The organism is Ruminococcus sp. NATIVEDY160 (assembly GCF_045819885.1).
Lineage (GTDB): Bacteria > Bacillota > Clostridia > Oscillospirales > Acutalibacteraceae > Ruminococcoides.
In genome coordinates this window covers 55,757-74,138 of the sequence record NZ_CP162391.1, presented here as the reverse complement: position 1 = coordinate 74,138, position 18,382 = coordinate 55,757, and the positions used below count along the sequence as shown (strand labels likewise).

General features: G+C 53.8%; 22 protein-coding genes. 16 read left to right on the top strand and 6 right to left on the bottom strand.

All coding sequences use genetic code 11. The features are described from left to right. The first annotated feature begins 170 nt into the window (after window positions 1–170). The 7 genes from AB1I49_RS00370 to AB1I49_RS00340 all read left to right on the top strand — a co-directional run bounded on the left by AB1I49_RS00370 (window position 171) and on the right by AB1I49_RS00340 (window position 3,266). The gene (locus AB1I49_RS00370) at window positions 171–506 is read left to right on the top strand and encodes a hypothetical protein (protein WP_316609115.1); all 336 of its coding nucleotides are present in this window, start codon (window positions 171–173) and stop codon (window positions 504–506) included. A 157-nt stretch (window positions 507–663) separates the two neighbouring features. Continuing rightward, a complete protein-coding gene (gene rpsT / locus AB1I49_RS00365; RefSeq protein WP_216523076.1) occupies window positions 664–924 on the top strand; it encodes a 30S ribosomal protein S20 in 261 nt (86 codons plus the stop codon). A 138-nt stretch (window positions 925–1,062) separates the two neighbouring features. Further along, window positions 1,063–1,212 carry a hypothetical protein gene (locus AB1I49_RS00360; protein ID WP_316609114.1) on the top strand — a complete coding sequence of 50 codons (150 nt, stop codon included), beginning with the start codon at window positions 1,063–1,065 and terminating at the stop codon, window positions 1,210–1,212. Between the two features lie 60 nt (window positions 1,213–1,272). Next, the gene (locus AB1I49_RS00355) at window positions 1,273–1,554 is read left to right on the top strand and encodes a hypothetical protein (protein WP_316609113.1); all 282 of its coding nucleotides are present in this window, start codon (window positions 1,273–1,275) and stop codon (window positions 1,552–1,554) included. A 190-nt stretch (window positions 1,555–1,744) separates the two neighbouring features. Further along, window positions 1,745–2,449 (top strand): MIP/aquaporin family protein, encoded by a 705-nt coding sequence (locus AB1I49_RS00350; protein ID WP_316609111.1) that lies wholly within the window; start codon window positions 1,745–1,747, stop codon window positions 2,447–2,449. A 113-nt stretch (window positions 2,450–2,562) separates the two neighbouring features. Continuing rightward, window positions 2,563–2,820 carry a TIGR03905 family TSCPD domain-containing protein gene (locus AB1I49_RS00345; RefSeq protein ID WP_316609109.1) on the top strand — a complete coding sequence of 86 codons (258 nt, stop codon included), beginning with the start codon at window positions 2,563–2,565 and terminating at the stop codon, window positions 2,818–2,820. 11 nt (window positions 2,821–2,831) lie between these two features. Then, window positions 2,832–3,266, top strand: a complete 435-nt coding sequence (locus AB1I49_RS00340) for a MarR family winged helix-turn-helix transcriptional regulator (protein WP_316611298.1) — start codon at window positions 2,832–2,834, stop codon at window positions 3,264–3,266. 51 nt (window positions 3,267–3,317) lie between these two features. Here the strand turns inward: AB1I49_RS00340 and AB1I49_RS00335 are convergent, their stop codons facing one another. From AB1I49_RS00335 to AB1I49_RS00325, 3 genes are all read right to left on the bottom strand, one after another. Next, window positions 3,318–5,684 (bottom strand): glycogen/starch/alpha-glucan phosphorylase, encoded by a 2,367-nt coding sequence (locus AB1I49_RS00335; RefSeq protein WP_407721111.1) that lies wholly within the window; start codon window positions 5,682–5,684, stop codon window positions 3,318–3,320. A 2-nt stretch (window positions 5,685–5,686) separates the two neighbouring features. Next, the gene (gene malQ / locus AB1I49_RS00330; RefSeq protein WP_201428177.1) at window positions 5,687–7,171 is read right to left on the bottom strand and encodes a 4-alpha-glucanotransferase; all 1,485 of its coding nucleotides are present in this window, start codon (window positions 7,169–7,171) and stop codon (window positions 5,687–5,689) included. Window positions 7,172–7,549: 378 nt separating this feature from the next. After that, on the bottom strand, window positions 7,550–8,983 hold the full coding sequence (locus AB1I49_RS00325) for a hypothetical protein (RefSeq protein WP_407721109.1): 1,434 nt from the start codon (window positions 8,981–8,983) through the stop codon (window positions 7,550–7,552). A gap of 338 nt (window positions 8,984–9,321) precedes the next feature. On the opposite strand from AB1I49_RS00325, the gene rsxC reads away from it, so the two are divergent. From rsxC to AB1I49_RS00295, 6 genes are read left to right on the top strand one after another with little or no spacing between them, the layout of a single operon-like run. Next, window positions 9,322–10,632: an electron transport complex subunit RsxC gene (gene rsxC, locus AB1I49_RS00320; RefSeq protein ID WP_407721108.1), complete on the top strand. Its 1,311-nt coding sequence runs from the start codon at window positions 9,322–9,324 to the stop codon at window positions 10,630–10,632. Further along, window positions 10,629–11,567, top strand: coding sequence for an RnfABCDGE type electron transport complex subunit D (locus AB1I49_RS00315; protein WP_201428180.1), 939 nt, complete (start codon window positions 10,629–10,631; stop codon window positions 11,565–11,567). Before rsxC ends, AB1I49_RS00315 begins: the two co-directional genes overlap by 4 nt. Then, complete coding sequence (locus AB1I49_RS00310; protein WP_407721107.1) at window positions 11,564–12,079, top strand: RnfABCDGE type electron transport complex subunit G; 516 nt, start codon at window positions 11,564–11,566, stop codon at window positions 12,077–12,079. Before AB1I49_RS00315 ends, AB1I49_RS00310 begins: the two co-directional genes overlap by 4 nt. Continuing rightward, window positions 12,079–12,762: an electron transport complex subunit RsxE gene (rsxE, locus tag AB1I49_RS00305; RefSeq protein WP_407721106.1), complete on the top strand. Its 684-nt coding sequence runs from the start codon at window positions 12,079–12,081 to the stop codon at window positions 12,760–12,762. Before AB1I49_RS00310 ends, rsxE begins: the two co-directional genes overlap by 1 nt. Continuing rightward, window positions 12,755–13,345, top strand: a complete 591-nt coding sequence (locus AB1I49_RS00300; protein WP_316609101.1) for an electron transport complex protein RnfA — start codon at window positions 12,755–12,757, stop codon at window positions 13,343–13,345. The genes rsxE and AB1I49_RS00300 overlap by 8 nt, the downstream gene beginning before the upstream one ends. A 12-nt stretch (window positions 13,346–13,357) precedes the next feature. Then, on the top strand, window positions 13,358–14,185 hold the full coding sequence (locus AB1I49_RS00295) for an RnfABCDGE type electron transport complex subunit B (protein ID WP_407721105.1): 828 nt from the start codon (window positions 13,358–13,360) through the stop codon (window positions 14,183–14,185). Between the two features lie 45 nt (window positions 14,186–14,230). Here the strand turns inward: AB1I49_RS00295 and AB1I49_RS00290 are convergent, their stop codons facing one another. Together AB1I49_RS00290 and AB1I49_RS00285 are read right to left on the bottom strand one after the other, a co-directional pair. Then, the gene (locus tag AB1I49_RS00290; protein WP_201428185.1) at window positions 14,231–14,371 is read right to left on the bottom strand and encodes a hypothetical protein; all 141 of its coding nucleotides are present in this window, start codon (window positions 14,369–14,371) and stop codon (window positions 14,231–14,233) included. A gap of 41 nt (window positions 14,372–14,412) precedes the next feature. Then, entirely contained in the window at window positions 14,413–15,144 is a 732-nt protein-coding gene (locus tag AB1I49_RS00285; RefSeq protein ID WP_201428186.1) for an HAD family hydrolase, read from the bottom strand. Between the two features lie 98 nt (window positions 15,145–15,242). Between AB1I49_RS00285 and nth the strand changes: the two genes are divergently transcribed. Both nth and AB1I49_RS00275 read left to right on the top strand, forming a co-directional pair. Beyond that, window positions 15,243–15,890 (top strand): endonuclease III, encoded by a 648-nt coding sequence (gene nth, locus AB1I49_RS00280; RefSeq protein ID WP_201428187.1) that lies wholly within the window; start codon window positions 15,243–15,245, stop codon window positions 15,888–15,890. After that, on the top strand, window positions 15,880–16,695 hold the full coding sequence (locus tag AB1I49_RS00275; protein WP_407721104.1) for an HAD-IIB family hydrolase: 816 nt from the start codon (window positions 15,880–15,882) through the stop codon (window positions 16,693–16,695). The genes nth and AB1I49_RS00275 overlap by 11 nt, the downstream gene beginning before the upstream one ends. Here the strand turns inward: AB1I49_RS00275 and AB1I49_RS00270 are convergent. Beyond that, window positions 16,687–17,397 carry a DUF6062 family protein gene (locus tag AB1I49_RS00270; RefSeq protein WP_201428189.1) on the bottom strand — a complete coding sequence of 237 codons (711 nt, stop codon included), beginning with the start codon at window positions 17,395–17,397 and terminating at the stop codon, window positions 16,687–16,689. The genes AB1I49_RS00275 and AB1I49_RS00270 overlap by 9 nt on opposite strands. A gap of 78 nt (window positions 17,398–17,475) precedes the next feature. Between AB1I49_RS00270 and AB1I49_RS00265 the strand changes: the two genes are divergently transcribed. After that, the gene (locus AB1I49_RS00265) at window positions 17,476–18,300 is read left to right on the top strand and encodes a DNA-3-methyladenine glycosylase family protein (protein ID WP_407721103.1); all 825 of its coding nucleotides are present in this window, start codon (window positions 17,476–17,478) and stop codon (window positions 18,298–18,300) included. Window positions 18,301–18,382: the final 82 nt, after the last annotated feature.

Here is an 18,382-nt window from a genome sequence, read left to right as displayed (position 1 = left end):
TACTATACCCCCAAAGTCAGAAAAAGTCAAGCATTTTATTAAAAATATTTTCCAATTTACAAAAGTTTCACGTCCCGTTCACAATCCACTTGATTTTGAGCGGCGTTTATTATACAATATATATGTTCACCACAGCGCATTTTCGGATATACTAAGGAAAGGAGCCGCTTATGCCGTTTATTCACTATTTCTATGTCTTTCTCTGGGCGGTGCTTGCCGTGCTCTGCTTCTTTATCGGCAGAAAGCACGGTCTTGTGGGCTACCTGCTGACGGTTTTCTTTTTATTCATGTCGGTATGGTACGGGCTTGAGGCGTTCGGCGGACTGCCTGTGTTCGACGGAGTTATGGGTCACGTGTTCAGAGGAGTGCTGATAGTCTTTCTGATAGTGGTCGTTTTCATCTGGTACCGCGGCAGAAAGGCTCAGTTCAATACCCGGAACAAGACCGTTCCTCACGCGGAGGACTGCCACTGTGAGCACTGCGAGGACGGCCGCGAGGAAAACTGAACCGCATATAGACGCAGACCGTTTCCGCGCCACAAGATATTGTTGCAGCGCGGCGAAACTGCGAAAAACCGTACTTTTTTTGAAAAAACGCTTGATTTTTAGCCAAATGTATGCTAGAATAACACTTGTATGACTGCTATTTTAAGGAGGTGGGACAATGCCCAACATTAAGTCAGCTAAAAAGCGCGTAAAGGTTATCGCTTCTAAGACAGCCCGCAACAAGGCCAACAAGTCCGCTCTCAGAACCGCCATCAAGAAGGCGTTCTACGCGATCGACACCAACGCAGATAACAAGCAGGAGGCAGTTCGTCTTGCTACAAAGAAAATCGACCAGGCAGTTGCCAAGGGAATTCTTCACAAGAACACTGCTGCAAGAAGCAAGTCTAATCTCGCGAAGCGCCTTAACGCTTCCGCGTAAGAGCAATCACGATACGATAAAGGCAGAGATTTTCCTCTGCTTTTTTTGTTTTTCTGTTGACTTTTTATAAAAAAATGTTTAGAATAGAAGTATACACAGCTTGATTGTAAATACTAACTATATTGGAGGTCAACGATTATGAAAAACAAAAAGTTTATGTGGATCATCGGCATCATTTCAATTGTTGCTGCGGCGTCTGCAGCTCTCACCGCGTTCCTGATTGTCAAGGACAAGCAGAAAAAGGACGACGAAGAGCTGATGGAGTATCTCGACAACTCAATCGAATAATTGCGAAACCAAAGGCGGTACAAATATACCGCCTTTTTTTCTTTATTTGGAGGGATTATTATGATAGAAATTGAACTCGAGCGCCTGCTCAAAGACGCGAAGGCCGACCCCGACCTCAAGATCGCGCTGCTGAAAACCCGCGCAAGCAACAACCCCGTCGAGGACTTCTGCGCGTTCTGCCGGAGCAAGGGCTATGACATTAACGCAGGCGAGCTGTTCACCGTAGGAATGACCGCGAGCGACGCGAAGCTCAGAAGCGTCAACGGCGGCGGCGTAAACGCTATCGACGGCTGGGACGACGCGTACGAGCAATTCTTTTCGACGCTCATCTGGACGAATTAGAATTAATTGAAAATGTAAAATTGAAAGTTGAAAATTAAGGGTCGCTTCGCTCCGATTTTTAAATATTACCGACTAAAAAACTGACTTTTGCCAAACAAAAAATATGCAAATCTTATTGCTTTTTCCGAATGATTATGATATATTGTAATTGGCTGAAAATTCATAGCAAATTATAAAAGGAGGAATATCTATGAATTCGGTAAAAAAGTACATCGCTGAGTTCATCGGCACCATGGTGCTCGTTGTTCTCGGCTGCGGCACGGCTATGCTCGTCGGCTGCGACGCCAAAAACGGCGGCGGCTACATTCTGACCGCTCTCGCTTTCGGTCTTGTAATCGTCGGCATGGCTTACTGCGTCGGCAATATCTCGGGCTGCCACATCAACCCCGCGGTATCTCTCGGCGTACTGCTCTCGGGCGGCATGAGCGCTGTTGATTTCATCGCCTACATCATCTCCCAGTGCCTCGGCGCGTTTGCGGGTGCGGGCGTTCTGGCGGCGATCTTCGGCCTCGGCGGCGTGAACGACCAGACAGGCGGCTTTGGCTCCAACGGTCTCGCAGGCGTTAACGGCAGCGTCGTTGCGGGTCTTATCGTTGAGTGCTTCCTGACCTTCGTATTCGTTCTCACCATTCTCGGCGTAACCTCCAAGAAGGCAGGTCACGGCAGCTTCGGCGGTCTCATCATCGGCCTCACCCTCACCCTCGTTCACATTCTCGGCATCGGTCTGACAGGCACCTCTGTCAACCCCGCGCGCAGCTTCGGCCCCGCGCTCGTTGCTATGATGAACGGCAACGCCGAACCCATGGGCGCTCTGTGGGTATTCATCGTCGGTCCCTTCGTAGGCGCGGCTCTCGCGGCAGGTGTTTACAGATTCCTCGAGGGCAAGAAAGCATAATCCGAATTTATCAGAATCAGGGAGGTCGCTCGCGGCCTCCTTTTTCTCTGTCTTGACAGCCGACTCTCGGTTGTGTATAATCTAATTGAATCCAACCGAAAGGAAGTAATCTTATGCATTACACATATCACCCCAAGGGAGTTTGTCCGCTCGAAATCAACTTCAACATCAACAAGGGCGTTGTCACGGATATCCGCTTCACGGGCGGCTGCAACGGCAACCTCAAGGCGATATCAAAGCTCGTTAACGGCATGACCGCCGACGAGATCGACGAGAAGCTCAGAGGCAACACCTGCGGCAGACGTCCGACCTCCTGCGCCGACCAGCTTGCGAGAGCAGTACGCGAGGCGAGCCTTGCCGAGAGAAGCTGACGGAGAGCGACATGGAATTTTCTGAATACGACGCGCTGAAGCTGGACAACCAGGTCTGCTTTCCGCTCTATGCAGCCGCGCGCGAGGTGACGAAGCTGTACAGACCATACCTCGACGCGCTCAACCTGACCTACACCCAGTACATCACAATGATGGTGCTCTGGGAAAACCGCTCGTGCAGCGCGAAGAAGCTCGGCGAGAAGCTGTACCTCGACTCGGGCACCCTCACGCCCGTTATCAAGAGCCTTGAGCAGAAGGGCTTTGTGAAGCGTTCTCGGTCAGCCGTTGACGAGAGAGTGCTGATGGTCGAGGTGACAGACAAGGGCTTTGCCTTGCGCGAGGAAGCGAAATCGGTTCCGCAGAAAATGGCGGCGTGCACCAATCTTACCCCCGAGGAAGCTCAGACGCTTTACAAGCTGCTGTATAAGGTTTTGGGTGAGAGTTAAAACAACACGGGCAGTCCATTCGGACTGCCCGTTTGCTGTATAAAATACAAATTATTTCTTATAGGAGGTGTGCCAGATTTCCTTCGCATACTCGAGGATCGAGCGGTCGGAGGAGAACTTGCCGGCGTTCGCAACATTGAGGAGGCACTTCTTGCCGAATTCCTTTCTGTCGGCGTAGTCGGAGTTAGCCTTGATCTTCGCGTCAACATAGAGCGGCAGATCGTAAATGAGGAAGTAGTGGTCGGCTACCTGCCAGGAGGTACCGATGAGGAGAGCGTCGTGGAGCTCCTTGAAGCTGCCCTCGCCCTGAGCGCCGTCGTCGTCGAAGGTGCCGTCGATGAGGGTGTCGATAACTCTCTTGGTCTCGGGGTTAGCCTCGTAGATAGCTCTGGGGTTGTAGCCCTCAGCCTTGAGCTTCTCGATGTCCTCAACTCTCGCACCGAAGATGTACTCGTTCTCTTCGCCTGCGCACTCAGCGATCTCGATGTTCGCGCCGTCCCATGTGCCGAGGGTAACGGCACCGTTGAGCATGAACTTCATGTTGCCTGTACCGGAAGCCTCGAGGCCAGCGGTCGAGGTCTGCTCGGAGATATCGGCAGCGACAACGATCTTCTCAGCGTAGGATACGTTGTAGTTGGAGATGAAGTAAACCTGGAGCTTGTCCTTTGTATCGGGATCGTTGTTTACGAGGTTAGCGATCTCGGTGATGTACTTGATGATAGCCTTTGCTCTCGCATAGCCGGGAGCAGCCTTCGCGCCGAAGATGAAGGTTGTAGGAGTCCAGTTGGGCAGCTTGCCTTCCTTGAGGCGGAAGTAGATAGCCATGATCGAGAAGGCGTTGAGGAGCTGTCTCTTGTACTCGTGGAGACGCTTTACCTGTACGTCAAAGATGGTGTCGGGGTTGATATCATAGCCGTCCATCTTCTTGATGTACTCGGCGAGCTGCTTCTTCTTTGTAGCCTTGATGTCGTTGAACTTGTTGATGGTTCTCGCGTCGAGGCATTTGTTGAGAACAGAGAGCTTGGAGAGGTCGGTGAGCCACTCGTCGGAGCCGACCTTCTTGGTGATAAGCTCGCTCAGCTCGGGGTTGCACAGACCGAGCCAGCGGCGCTGTGTGATACCGTTTGTCTTGTTGAGGAAACGCTCGGGATATACCTCGTACCACTCCTTGAGAAGATCTCTCTTGAGGATCTCGGTGTGGAGCTGTGCCACGCCGTTTACATAGGTGCCGGCATAGGTTGCGAGTCTTGCCATATGAACAACGTTGCCGTCGATAATGCGCATCTTAGCCTTCTTGTCCTCGGAAACGCCCTTAGCGGTGAGCTCTTCCTGGCACTTGTTGGCGATGAGCGCGATGATGTCGTAGATTACGGGGATAACCTGGTTCATCAGGTCTGCAGGCCACTTCTCGAGAGCCTCGCCGAGAACGGTGTGGTTGGTGTAGGAGCAGGTCTTTCTCGCGATCTCGAAAGCCTCGTCAAAGGTCATGCCCTCGATCTGGAGAAGTCTTACGAGCTCGGGAACGCAGGATACGGGGTGAGTATCGTTGAGCTGGATAGCGTTCTCTTTTGCGAAGAAGCTGAAATCATTGCCGTGCTTAGCCTTGTAGCGGCGGATAATATCCTGAAGCGAAGCGGAGCAGAAGAAGTACTGCTGCTTGAGTCTGAGCACCTTGCCCTCGTACTTGTTGTCGTTGGGATAGAGAACCTTGGAGATATTCTCGGCGTCGTTCTTCTCCTTGACAGCGAGGTCGTACTCGGTGTTGTTGAACGCGGTGAAGTCGAAGTCGTTGACAGCCTCAGCCTGCCACAGACGGAGGGTGTTGATGTTGTCGGTCTTGCAGCCGATTACAGCCATATCGTAGGGAACTGCCTTTACGGTCTGATCCTTGAACGCTACGGTGACGGTCTCGTCCTCCTTGCGGATGCACCACGGATCCTCAAAGCGCTGCCAGTTGTCGGCAACCTCTACCTGATAGCCGTCCTTGATGAGCTGCTTGAACAGGCCGTACTTATAGCGGATTCCGTAACCGTCGAGGGGTACCTCATGGGTAGCGGCTGAGTCGAGATAGCAGGCTGCGAGTCTGCCGAGACCGCCGTTGCCGAGAGCAGCGTCGTCGATGTCCTCGAATACGTTGATGTCGATGCCCTTCTTCTTGAGAAGCTTCTTTACCTCGTCGAGAATGCCGAGGCAATAGAGGTTGTTGTACATCATTCTGCCCATCAGGAACTCCGCGGACATGTAGTACGCGCGTCTTTCACTGTTGTGCTTTGCCTTGCTCTTTGCCCAGTTGGGAGCGATTTCGCCCATTACAGCCTTGCCGAGAGCAAGGTGAAGCTCGGAAGCGGTAAGCTCCTCAATCTTCTTGCAGTACATGGACTGAGCGGTAAGCTCAAGCTTTTCCATAATATTTGACATTATTATTCCTCCAGTCGTCCGCATTTAACAGACATTGTTTTTAATTTTTCCGCCAGTTCCTTAGTGAAAGCGTCCTCAGTCACTCTCCATGTCCAGTTGTTGCCGAGAACCGACGGTGTATTCATCCTCGCTTCCTTGCCGAGTCCGAGCAGATCCTGCATAGGCACTATAGCCATGTCCGCCTTGCTTTCGTAGGCGGTGCGGATCAGACCCCAGTTAAACGGCTCGTCAGGAGGCATTTTGCAGTATTCTCTTGCGTATCTGACGTCTTCGGGGTTAGCGGTTTCGAGCCAGCCCATCAGAGTGTCGTTATCGTGAGTACCTGTATAAACAACGCAGTTGTTTGTGTACTTGTGGGGCAGATAGTCATTTTCCTCGCCGCTGTCGAACGCGAACTCGAGAACCTTCATTCCGGGATAACCGGTCTGCTCCATGAGCTCGGTGACGTCGGGAGTGAGTGTGCCGAGATCCTCGGCTACGATTTCAAACTTGCCGACAGCCTCTTCCATCATGCGGAAGAACTTGATTCTCGGGCCGACTACCCACTCGCCGTTGATAGCGTTCTCGGCGGGATAAGGAATGGAGTAGTAGCTCGCGAAAGCGCGGAAGTGGTCGATACGGGTGATGTCGTAGAGCTTGGACGCCGCCTTGACACGCTCAAACCACCACTCGTAGTCGGTCTGCTCGAGGTAATCCCAGTCGTAGAGCGGGTTGCCCCAGAGCTGTCCCGTCTCGGAGAAGTAATCGGGCGGACAGCCTGCAACAGCGATGGGGTCGCCGTCGTCGTAGAGCTGGAAGATTTCGGGGTTAGCCCAGGTGTCGGCGCTGTCCATAGCGACGTAGATCGGCATGTCGCCCATGATCTTGATTCCCAGACCGTTTACATAAGCGCGGAAGCTCTCCCACTGCTCGTAGAACTTGAACTGAACGAACTTCCAGAAGGAAATTTCCTTTCTGAGTCTGCGCTCGTAGCGAGCAAGCGCCTCGGGCTCGCGCATCTTGATGTCCTCGGGCCACTCTGTCCACGACTTCATATCGAAGCTGTTCTTGACCGCCATATACAGCGCGTAGTTCTTGAGCCACTTGCTGTTCTTGCGGGTGAACACACGGAACTTCTTCTGGTCCTTTTTTCTGAAATTCTCGTGAGCGATTCTCAGAACTGCGAACCTGTTGTTGTAAATCTTCTCATAGTCAACCTGCTGAGGGTTGTCGCCCCAGTCGCGGCTGTCGAGCTCCTCCTTGGTAACAAGACCTTCCTCGACCAGCGTGTCGAGATCAATCAGGTACGGGTTGCCCGCATAGGTTGAGAATGACTGGTACGGCGAGTCGCCGTAGCTTGTCGGGCCAACGGGAAGAATCTGCCAGATTGTCTGACCTGACTCCTTGAGGTAATCCGCGAATTTGCGAGCCTCTTTGCCGATGGTGCCGATTCCGTAGGGGGAAGGAAGCGAAGTGATGGATAATAATACGCCTGCGCTTCTTGCCATAAATAATCAACTCCATTCTGACGGATATTAATTTTTCTATGTCCTCGCTGATTTCCTCGTTAGTCACACGGGCACATAGTATCAAGTGTATTTTATCATAAAAAGCGTTTCTTTTCAAGTATTTTAGCAAGCATTCGTTAACTTTTTTTGTAAAAGTTAGCGAATGAACCCGTCGATAATGCCCATTGATTTGGTAAGTGTGTGCACCGGTGGGTGCCTCCTCCGCCTTTTTTAACAATCATCTGCCTGAAATGTTCATAAACGGCGGGTCAGACTTTCTGCTTTCGGCAGGTGCGGCTGTCTCTGTCATACTTTTTATGGTAAAAAAACAGGACAGAAAAGCCTGTGCCTTTCTGTCCCGAATATTAATTCAGTTTATTAATTTGAGTACTTTCTTCTGTAGAAGTAGACAGCGCCGACTCCTGCAACGAGAGTGATCAGAACAGCGATCGCAGGGAATGCCTCGCCTGTCTTTACGGTGCCGTTGGCCTCTGACTTTGTAGCCTCTGACTTGGTCGCCTCGTCCTTTGTAGCGGCTGTGGTGGGCTGTACGGTGGCGGGAGCCGCGGTAGTCGCCTCAACGGTTGTGGGCTCTGCGGTTGTAGGCTCTGCTGTGGTGGGCTCGGCTGTTGTAGGCTCAACGATGGGCTCTGCGCCGTTGATTGCGGGAATTACATAGGTGTAGATAATAGGCTCGCCCTTGCCGGTCTCCGTGGATTGCGCGTTGATAGTAACGGTCACGGTTCTCTCAACGGGTGAGGGAGCCGCTTCGAGCGTCCATGTCTGCTGTTTTTCCTCGCCGACCTTCAGGCTCGGATAGGCGACTCCGCTGCTGCTGCCTGTAACGGTAACGCCTTCGGGCAGATCAAGGTACATGCCGACGCCGCTGAGCTCGCTGTTGCCTGTGTTGCTGACGTAGGAGGTCAGTCTGACGGGATTGTAGCTGTTGCCGTCCTCAGAGATGGTGAAGCTGCCGTCGATCTTGGTCGCGCCGAGCTTGAGCTCGCTGCCTTCACTGACGTCGATATAGCCGAGACCGTAGTAGGTCATGAGTACACGGGTTTCGCCGGGTGCAAGCTCGCGCTCGAGCCAGATAACGTTTACCGCGCTGTCGCCGATTTCCTCCGACGTATCGATCTCGGGAACAAGCGGATAATTTGAGTCGCCGAAGTTTCTGAACTGTACAACGTCGGGCTTGCCTGCGCCTGCAGCAAATGTACCTGTGCCGATCGTCTTGGGGCTCTGGAGGCTGTCGAACGCCTGGAAGGACGCGGGAATAGCATCGCCCTCAAACTGTGTCTTTGTGCTGATCGCGCCTACGCCCGCAACACGGAAGGGAGCATGGTCGTTGCCCTCAACCATGGTGTCGAGGAAGAACTTGCCGCCGACGTTCTTTGATGTGTCGGTGTTGTTTGTGAGTGTGAGTGAAAACTCGGCGGTATCCATCGCGCCGTTGGTGTTGTTGCCGATAATGCGGATGGTTCTTACAACATCGATGCCGTAAACCTTTGATGTACCGGTGAGCGTAAGGTTCGCGGGATCGACAACGTCGTCATAGAAGTCCGGAATGATCATGCTTTCGTTTACGCTGACATACGGACGTGAGGTAGCGTCGGCAGTATCTCCGTTACGCGATATAAACGAGTACAGCAGATTGCCGCCTTTCGCGCTGAACATATCCATTCTGTCAGTGCTTGTTCTTACAATAATGTTTTCATTCTCAAGTCTCGCCGCGGAAACGCTGATAACTGCAGTTGCCGCGAGAGCCGCCGCAGCACCGATAGCCGCGACTTTTTTCATTATCTTTCTCATGATAAAATAATCTCCTTTCGGAATCCATGCGGATTTTTCCGAGATAAATATATCATCACTTTTCACCAAAGTCAACATTTTCCAAATCGAAAAAAATAAATTTTATATTTATGCAGAATCAGCCGAATTCTCCGTTTTGTCAATTGTGCACCCTGCACAACGATACAATTCTGTTTTCATGGAATACCCACAAAGAACAGCGGCGCGGTTTTTTGTGAAACTTCGATAAATTCAAAACTGTATTTCTGACAAAAATCACATATACAAAAACCCTTTTAAATGGTATAATAATTACATATGCGCTCAAACAGAGTTGTAACCAAACGAGGAGGAAATATATGAAACTACACGGTATTCATGTGCCGCACAAGAAAAACACGGCACATCTGCCGCCTGTACGGCTTGAGCCGCCAAAGACCGTGGCTATCCCGATGTCCATGCACATCGGCAGACCTGCAAAGCCCGTCGTCAAGCGCGGCGACGAGGTCAAGGTCGGCACCCTGATCGCCGAGGCGGACGGATACATCTCAGCGCCGATTCACTCGAGCGTTTCGGGCAAGGTGCAGAAGATTGACGAGATCACCATTATGAACGGCTCGAAGGTGCCATGTATTCTTATCGACAGCGACGGCTTGCAGACCCCCGACGAAAGCATTACGCCGCCCGGGGTTCACGACCTCGACAGCTTCATCGACGCGGTGAAGAACAGCGGCTCCGTCGGACTCGGCGGCGCGGGCTTCCCTACCTTCGTGAAGTTTGTCACAAAGGATCTCTCGGTTTTCAAGTACGTTATCATCAACGCCGCGGAGTGCGAGCCGTACATAACCTCGGACACGCGCACGATGCTCGACCGCACGGACTCGATCAGAAAGGGTATCGAGGCGATGAAAAAGTACCTCGGCGTAAAGACCTTCATAATCGGCATCGAGGACAACAAGCCCGAGGCTATCGCGAAGATGAAGGAGCTCGCCTCACAGACAGACGGCGTTACCGTCAAGGTGCTGCCCGCGATGTACCCTCAGGGCGGCGAGAAGGTGCTGATTTACAACTGCACGGGCAAAATCGTCCCCAAGGGCGGCTTGCCGCTGGACGTCGGCGCGATTGTGATAAACGTCACGACCCTCGCCTTCATTGCGGAGTACCTCGAAACGGGCATGCCGCTTGTTGAGAAGTGCGTGACCGTCGACGGAAGCGCGGTAAAGGAACCAAAAAACGTCATCGCGCCTATCGGAATGAGCATTGCCGATCTGCTCGAGGCGGCGGGCGGCTGCAGGGAAGAGCCTGCGAAGGTGCTCTACGGCGGCCCGATGATGGGTATTGCCGTACCTACGCTCGACAGCCCGGTATTGAAGAACACAAACGCTATTGTCGCGATGGACAGCCGCGAGGCAAAGCCGCCGAGGACTACTCCGTGCATAAACTGCGGCTCGTGCATCAACCACTGTCCGCTGAAGCTCGACCCGCGCGAGATCGCGATTTCCTACAAAACGAACGACGCGGAATCGCTCGAAAAGCTCTGCGTTGACCTCTGTATGGAGTGCGGCTGCTGCTCCTTCATCTGCCCGGCGCACAGACCGCTCGTGCAGACAAATAAGTTAGCGAAATTCGTGCTCAGGCAGTACCGGAACAGCAAAAAGGAGGGCAAATGATGAACAAGCTGATTTCAACCGTTTCGCCCCACTTCCATACGCCGCGGAGCACACAGATGATAATGCTCGACGTTATCATCGCGCTCGTGCCCGCGGAAATCGCCTCGGCGATAATCTTCGGCTGGCGCGCGCTCCTGATCGTGGCGGTATGCGTCGGCACCTGCGTGCTCTCGGAGTTCCTCTTTGAGAAGCTCTGCAAGAGAGAGAACACCGTTTCCGACCTCTCGTCGATCGTGACGGGAATCCTGCTCGCCTTCAACCTGCCCGTGACTATCCCGATTTGGCAGGCGATGCTCGGCAGCGTTATCGCGATAATCGTGGTAAAGCAGCTCTTCGGCGGCATTGGTCAGAACTTCGCTAACCCTGCCATCACCGCAAGAATCATCATGCTCGTAGCGTTCTCGGGCGACATGACAAAGTGGATAACCCCAAGCGGCTTCTTCACCGACGTCAACGCCTCAACAAGCGCGACTCCGCTCCTCGCGATGACTAACGGCACCGACGTACCCTCGTACCTCGACCTCTTCCTCGGCAGACACGGCGGCTCGCTCGGCGAGACCTGCGCGCTTGCGCTTCTGCTCGGCGGCGGATATCTGCTCGTGCGCCGCGTAATAACATGGCACACTCCCGTCGCGTTCATCGGCACCGTCGCGCTCATGTCGCTCGTCTGCGGCAAGGACGTGCCCGGTCAGGTGCTCTCGGGCGGTCTGCTGCTCGGCGCGTTCTTCATGGCGACCGACTACGCCACAACTCCAAACACAAAATGGGGCAAGATCATCTTCGGCGTGGGCTGCGGTCTTATCACCATACTTATCCGCTTCTGGGGCAACTACCCCGAGGGCGTGAGCTACTCGATACTCCTTATGAATATCCTCACGCCGTACATCTCCAAGCTCACGCGCTCAAAGCCGCTGGTGGGAGGTGTTGAGGAATGAAAGACATAATCAAGCCCATCGCGGTACTCGGCGCTATCTGTCTTGTCGTCACCGCGCTGCTGGCATATATCAACTCCGTCACCTCGCCGATAATCCTCGCCGCCGAACAGAAGGCTGCAGAGGAAGCGCGGCTCGAGGTCATGCCCGAGGCAAACAGCTTTGAGAAAATCGACTCCGAGCTTCCCGAGGGAGTTACGGAAGCATACCTTGCCGACAACGGCGGCTATGTTTTCATGCTGACCACAAAGGGCTACGGCGGCGACATCAAGCTAATCTGCGGTATCCTCGACGGCAAGCTGACTAAAACCAAAACCCTCTCGCACAACGAAACGAGCGGCATCGGCTCGAAGGTCGTCGCGGGCGACTACGGCGACAACTACATCGGAAAAAGTGAGGACGATTACTCTCAGGTCGACTCGGTGACGGGCGCGACGATCTCCTCAAAGGCATACAAAAAAGCGCTCGGCAACGCGTTTGCCGCTTACGATCAACTGACGAAGGAGGCGAAGTGATGAACACCCTGCAAAATTTCTCGAAGGGTCTTGTCAAGGAAAACCCCGTTCTCGTTCTGGTGCTCGGCACCTGCCCCACTCTCGCCACCTCAACAAGCATCTCAACCGCCCTCGGAATGGGCTTGGCGGCGACGGTCGTTCTGCTCTGCTCGAACATCGTTATCTCAGCGCTGCGCAAGGTCATTCCCGACAAGGTGCGCATCCCCTGCTATATCGTGCTTATCGCGGGCTTCGTTACCATGGTTCAGATGCTCGTCAAGGCGTTCGCACCCGCTCTCGACGCGGCTCTGGGAATTTACCTGCCGCTGATCGTCGTTAACTGCATTATCCTCGGTCGTGCGGAAATGTTCGCCAACAAGAACAAGGTATTCGACTCCGCTGTCGACGCTCTCGGCATGGGCGCGGGCTTTACCCTCGCGCTGAGCCTGATGGCTCTTATCCGCGAGGTATTCGGCAACGGCACCTTCTTCGGTCTGCCTATCCCCGTACTTTACGACAACCACATCTCGATTCTCACGATGGCTCCCGGCGGCTTCTTCGTATTCGGTCTGCTCATCGCGGCGGTCAACAAGTTCTCCGCCCACAAGCCCAAGAAACAGGATTTCGGCTGCACGGGCTGTCCGTCGGCTGAGATCTGCTCGCACTCCTGCGTGAACAGAGAGGAGGCTGCGGCAAATGACTAAGCTGATCATTATCCTGCTCTCGGCGGTATTCATCAACAACTACGTGCTTTCGCGCTTCCTCGGTATCTGTCCGTTCCTCGGCGTCTCGAAGAAGCTCGACTCCGCAACGGGAATGAGCCTTGCGGTCATCTTCGTAATGCTCATGGCTACCGCGGCGACGTATCCTATCCAGATCTATCTGCTTGACCCGAACGGTCTGGGCTACTTGCAGACGATCGTATTTATCCTCGTTATCGCGGCTCTCGTTCAGCTCGTCGAGATAGTGCTCAAGCGGTTCGTACCCTCTCTGCACAAGTCCCTCGGCGTTTATCTGCCGCTTATCACCACAAACTGCGCTGTTCTCGGCGTTACTATCCTCAACATCGACGAGGGCTACACCTTCCTTGAGGCGATGGTCAACTCGCTCGGAAGCGGTCTGGGCTTCTTCCTCGCGATGGTTATGTTCTCGGGCGTGCGCTCGGTTCTCGAAAAAGCCGACGTGCCCAAGAGCTTCAAGGGTCTGCCGATCACGCTCGTCGCGGCGGCTATCGTTTCGCTGTCGTTCTTAGGCTTCGGCGGCGTTATTGAAAATCTGTTCGCGTAAGGAGGAAGTTACATGGAAGCGATTCTCACGGCGGTCATACCCGTCGTAATCATCGGCGTTATCTGCGCCGCGGTGCTCGTTATCGCCGCCAAGGTCATGGCGGTCAAGGAGGACGAGAGATTCCCCGCGGTCAGGGAATGTCTGCCCGGCGCAAACTGCGGAGCCTGCGGCTTTGCGGGCTGCGACGGCTACGCTAAGGCGCTCTGCGAAAATCCCGACACGCCTACTAACCTGTGTATCCCCGGCGCGGACGGCGTTTCAAGACAGCTCAGCGATATTCTGGGCGTTGAATTCGCCGACGTTGTCGAGCAGGTCGCGGTAGTGCACTGCTCGGGCGACTGCGAGCACACGAGCGACAAGGTCGTTTATCAGGGCATTGAGTCCTGCGCCGCTGCAAAGCTGATGTACGGCGGCAAGGGAAGCTGCACCTACGGCTGCTTGGGACTCGGCGACTGCGTGAAGGTCTGCCCTCACGACGCTATCTGTATCGCGGACGGCGTAGCGCGCGTCAACACAAAGGACTGCGTTGGCTGCGGTCTTTGCGCCAAGACCTGCCCGAACCACCTTATCTCTCTCGTTGCGGACGTTGAAAGAGTCGTCGTCGCGTGCAGCAACAAGGACAAGGGCGCCGTCACAAGAAAGGTTTGCTCGAACGGCTGTATCGGCTGCAAAAAGTGCGAGAAGGTCTGTCCTCTCGGCGCGATAAAGGTAGTCGACAACGTGGCTGTCATCGACTACGAAAAGTGCGACAACTGCCCCGACTTCGCGGTCTGCGCGAAAAACTGCTCCGTCGGCTGTATCCTCACCGCCGACCTAAGCGGTATGCACAGAGTAAAATAATTTAAAAGTACAGGACGGAGATGAAAACATCTCCGCCCTTTTGTTTTAAAGCTCTTCGTCCTCAGCGTAGTCCTCGTCGTTCTCGTCGGGATTCGCGGGAACCATGCCCGTCATCTCGTTGGTGTATACCGTGTTCATCTCGGTAACCGGGGTGTCGTCGGACTTCTTTTTCTTTTTCTTGCTCATTAAAAATCACCTCGGGGTTAGTATGCCCGAGGTGATGCTTTTTATTCCTTGACTATCAATTTTTTGATTTTATAAACGTCGCCGTCCATTACGGTGTACTGACTGCGCAGCTCACCCTTTATCTCGGGTGAAATACTCTGGTGGATATAGAGGCTGTCGATTCCGAAATCAGCCGCGCCGCCGATATCGGAGATGTAGTCGTTGCCTATCATGATGCTCTCCTCTTTTTTCAGTCCGTAGCGGTCAAAGAGCGTCTGATAATAATGCGCGTCGGGCTTTGAGCACTCCTCGTCCGAGCTGATGCACACGCCGTCGAAGTACTTGTCCAGACCGAACATATTCAGCTCGTTCTCCGTAAACACGCGCTGGGCGTTCGAGAGCAGGTATATCTTCTTGCCGTGCGCCTTGAGTGTGTCGAGCAAGTCCTGAACTCCGTCGTACAGCTTGATATACTTCGTGGAATAGCAGCGGAACGCCTCGGCGATGAAGTCGATACGGCTCTTCGGCACCTTAACGCCCTTCTGGGTGAACAGCGCGCGGAAAACCTTCTCTATCTTCACGTCGATAACGGTAAATTCGGGGTGGCGGCGGCGTACCGAAGCCTTCTCCTTGTCGACAAGTCTGCCGTACTCGCGTTTGATTTCCTGCGGAGTGTACTCGGCGCCGTGGTAGGCGTAGAGGATTTGCAGGGACTTCCAGAGCTTTGCCGACCACTCGTCGGTGTTGATGTCGATAAGGGTTCCGTATAAATCGAAAATGTAATTCTTGTACATTGAATCTCCTCCGTTTATTATACCATTATATATTGAAAAATCCGCGATTGCAATAGCTTTGAAAATATGATAAAATTTTTATCGGAGAAGGTGCTGTTATGACGAAAAAAGAAATCGCGCTCTCGGCAGTCGAGGCGCTCAAAAAAGAATATCCCGACGCGAAATGCTCGCTCGACTACGAAACTCCGCTGCAATTACTCGTCGCGACAAGGCTCTCGGCTCAGTGCACCGACGCGAGAGTCAACCTCGTCACGCCCGCGCTGTTCGCAAGATTCCCCGACGCGGAGAGCCTTGCCGGAGCGGAGGTATCTGAGGTCGCGGAGTATATCAAATCCTGCGGACTGTACAAGACAAAGTCAAAAGACCTCGTGGCGATGGCGAAGATGCTCGTCAGCGACTTCGGCTCAGAGGTTCCCGACAATATCGACGACCTCACAAAGCTGCCGGGTATAGGCAGAAAAACCGCGAACCTGATCTGCGGCGACGTTTACGGCAAGCCCGCCGTCGTCGTCGACACCCACTGCATACGTATCACGACAAGGCTCGGTCTGCACAAGGAAACCGACCAGAGAAAGATAGAAAACGCCCTGCGAAAGCTGCTGCCGCCCGAGGAGAGCAACGACTTCTGTCACCGAATCGTGCTGCACGGCAGAGCGGTATGCACGGCGAGAAGCCCCAAATGCAAAGACTGCTGCATGAACGGCTTTTGCCGCATGGGAGTAAAGGAGCTGAAAAATGGAGATTAAGCTGCTCGCGCTCGACCTCGACGGCACCGTCCTGCGCACCGACAACACCCTCGCGCCCGAGGTAAAGGACTCGATAAAACAGGCTATCGACGGCGGAATAGAAGTCGCCGTCGCAAGCGGCAGGCCGTTCTCGTCAATGCCGAAGGACGTGCTCGCGATCGACGGTATCAGCTGGGTCGTCGCCTCAAACGGCGCGGCTATATACAAAAACGGAGTACGTGCGCACTCAGACACCCTCAGTGAAGCGGACGTTCTGCGCGTGCTCGACCTCACAAAGGAGCATGACCTTATCTGGGAGGCGTTCCTCGAGGGCGAGACCTGCACCGACAAGAGATATTACGACGACCCGACAAAATACGGCTGCTCAGAGGCTTATGTCGGCTATGTGCGCGGCTCGCGCGGCTGCTGCGCCGATATGCGCGGCTATATCCGCCGCAACCGCAAAAACCTCGACAGCATTGAATTTGTCAGCACCGACAAGGCTCTGCGCGAGAGCCTTTGGGGTATGCTCGAGCGTGAGCTTCCAAATGTTTACATCACCTCGTCGTCGAAGAACTTCGTCGAGCTGATGAACGGCACCGCGACTAAGGCGAACGCGCTGAAAAGACTCTGTGGACTGCTTGATATTAACATAAAAAATACCGCCGCTGCCGGCAATGCCGACAACGACGCTGATATGCTCGCGCTCGCGGGCTTGGGCGCTGCCGTGAGCAACGCCACTCCTGCCTGTCTGAGAGCCGCCGACAAGATCATTCCCTCTAACGACGAGGGCGGCGTGCGCGAGCTTATTAAATTTTTACTCTGATTTTTCCGCGACGGTCGGCTTCTCGCCGGTGAGGAACTCGATGCTGCGCTCGATAGCGTCGGTCGAGGTGCCCCAGTCCTTGCCGCGGTTGCGGTAGTCGAACATCGACACAAAATGCTTGATGTCGCCGTAGAGCGATTCGAGGTAGTTCTTGGTGAGAGCGGCGGTCTCTGCGTGGAAATCACCGAGCAGCTTTGACGGAACTCCGCCCTTGCCCATCGCGGCGGTCATGATGAACTGATAGTGCTTGAGGCAGATGAATGGCTGCTCGCTGTAGGTCTTGCGGAACTCTCCGCCCTTTGACCACTCCGCGAACACCGTGGCGACGAGGTGGAACATATCCGCCTCTACCCTGTCGCAGACGTAGCAGGAGTTCATCGTCTGACGGATAGCCTCGAGCTTCTTCTTATCCGGCTTGCCGCCGAGCTTCTTGGGCATCAGCTCGTCCCTGATGACCTCGAGGTGGGTTTCGAGAATAAGGGCGTTCGGCAGCTTCTGTCCGAGCTGTGTCATGCGCGAGAAATGGCGGTGGCAGAAGCCCTTCTTGTTCGTCGCGACTCGCACGCTCGGCTCCATCATCGCGTCGCCTGTGATAAACGTGACGTACTGCTCCTCGAGCATTTCCTCCATACGGCAGAGAGGACAACCGCACTTCGGCGCAAAGAGGTCGTTGATAGGTATGGTAACAATGGTCTCTTTCATGGCAAAAACTCCTAAATCAGTTGATAAATACATTGTACCACATAATAATTCATTGTGGAAGTTCGGAGAGATATATTTATGAAAAAGTTTTTGAAATTTGAGAACGTGACTGATCTCGACCTCGCCCAGACGCTCGACTGCGGTCAGAGCTTCCGCTGGGTCGAACGTGAGGACGGCGGCTTTGACGGCGTGGCGTTCAATAGAAGCGTAACCGTCAGGCTCGACGGCACGGATCTATATATAGAAAACGCGGACGAGAGCGACCGCGAGCTGTGGCACAGCTACTTTGACCTCGGGCTCGACTACGGCAAAATCCGCGAGGAAATAAGCGCCATTCACCCGATACTCGCCGACGCCGCGAAATACGCTCCCGGCATACGCATTCTCAGGCAGGAGCCGTATGAAGCGCTGTGCACCTTCATCATCTCGCAGAACAACAACATCAAGCGCATAAAAGGTATCGTTCAAAGGCTCTGCGAGCAGTTCGGCGACAGGCTGCCCGACGGCACATACGCCTTTCCCGACGCAGAGAAAATGGCTTCTCTCACCGCCGAAGACTTAGCACCGCTTAGGGCGGGCTTTCGCAACCGTTATCTCGTAGACGCTGCAAGGAAGGTCGCTGACGGCGATGTTGACCTTGAGAAGTGCCGCAGCTGTGACTACGATGAAGCGCGGCGCGAGCTTATGCAGATCACGGGCGTCGGAGTCAAGGTCGCGGACTGCGCCCTGCTGTTCGGACTGCACAGGATAGAGGCGTTTCCGCTCGACGTATGGATGAAGCGCGCGATGGCGACCTTGTTTCCCGGTATGACTCCCGGGGATTTTGGACAGTACGCAGGCATAGCCCAACAGTATATTTTTCACTACAGCAGAATGAATCCGAAGCTCTTTGAACAGACATAATTAGTCAAAAAATCTCAAAAAATCTGTTGTTTTTATTATTAATATGTTGTATAATAAATATATATGTTTTGCGCACACAAAA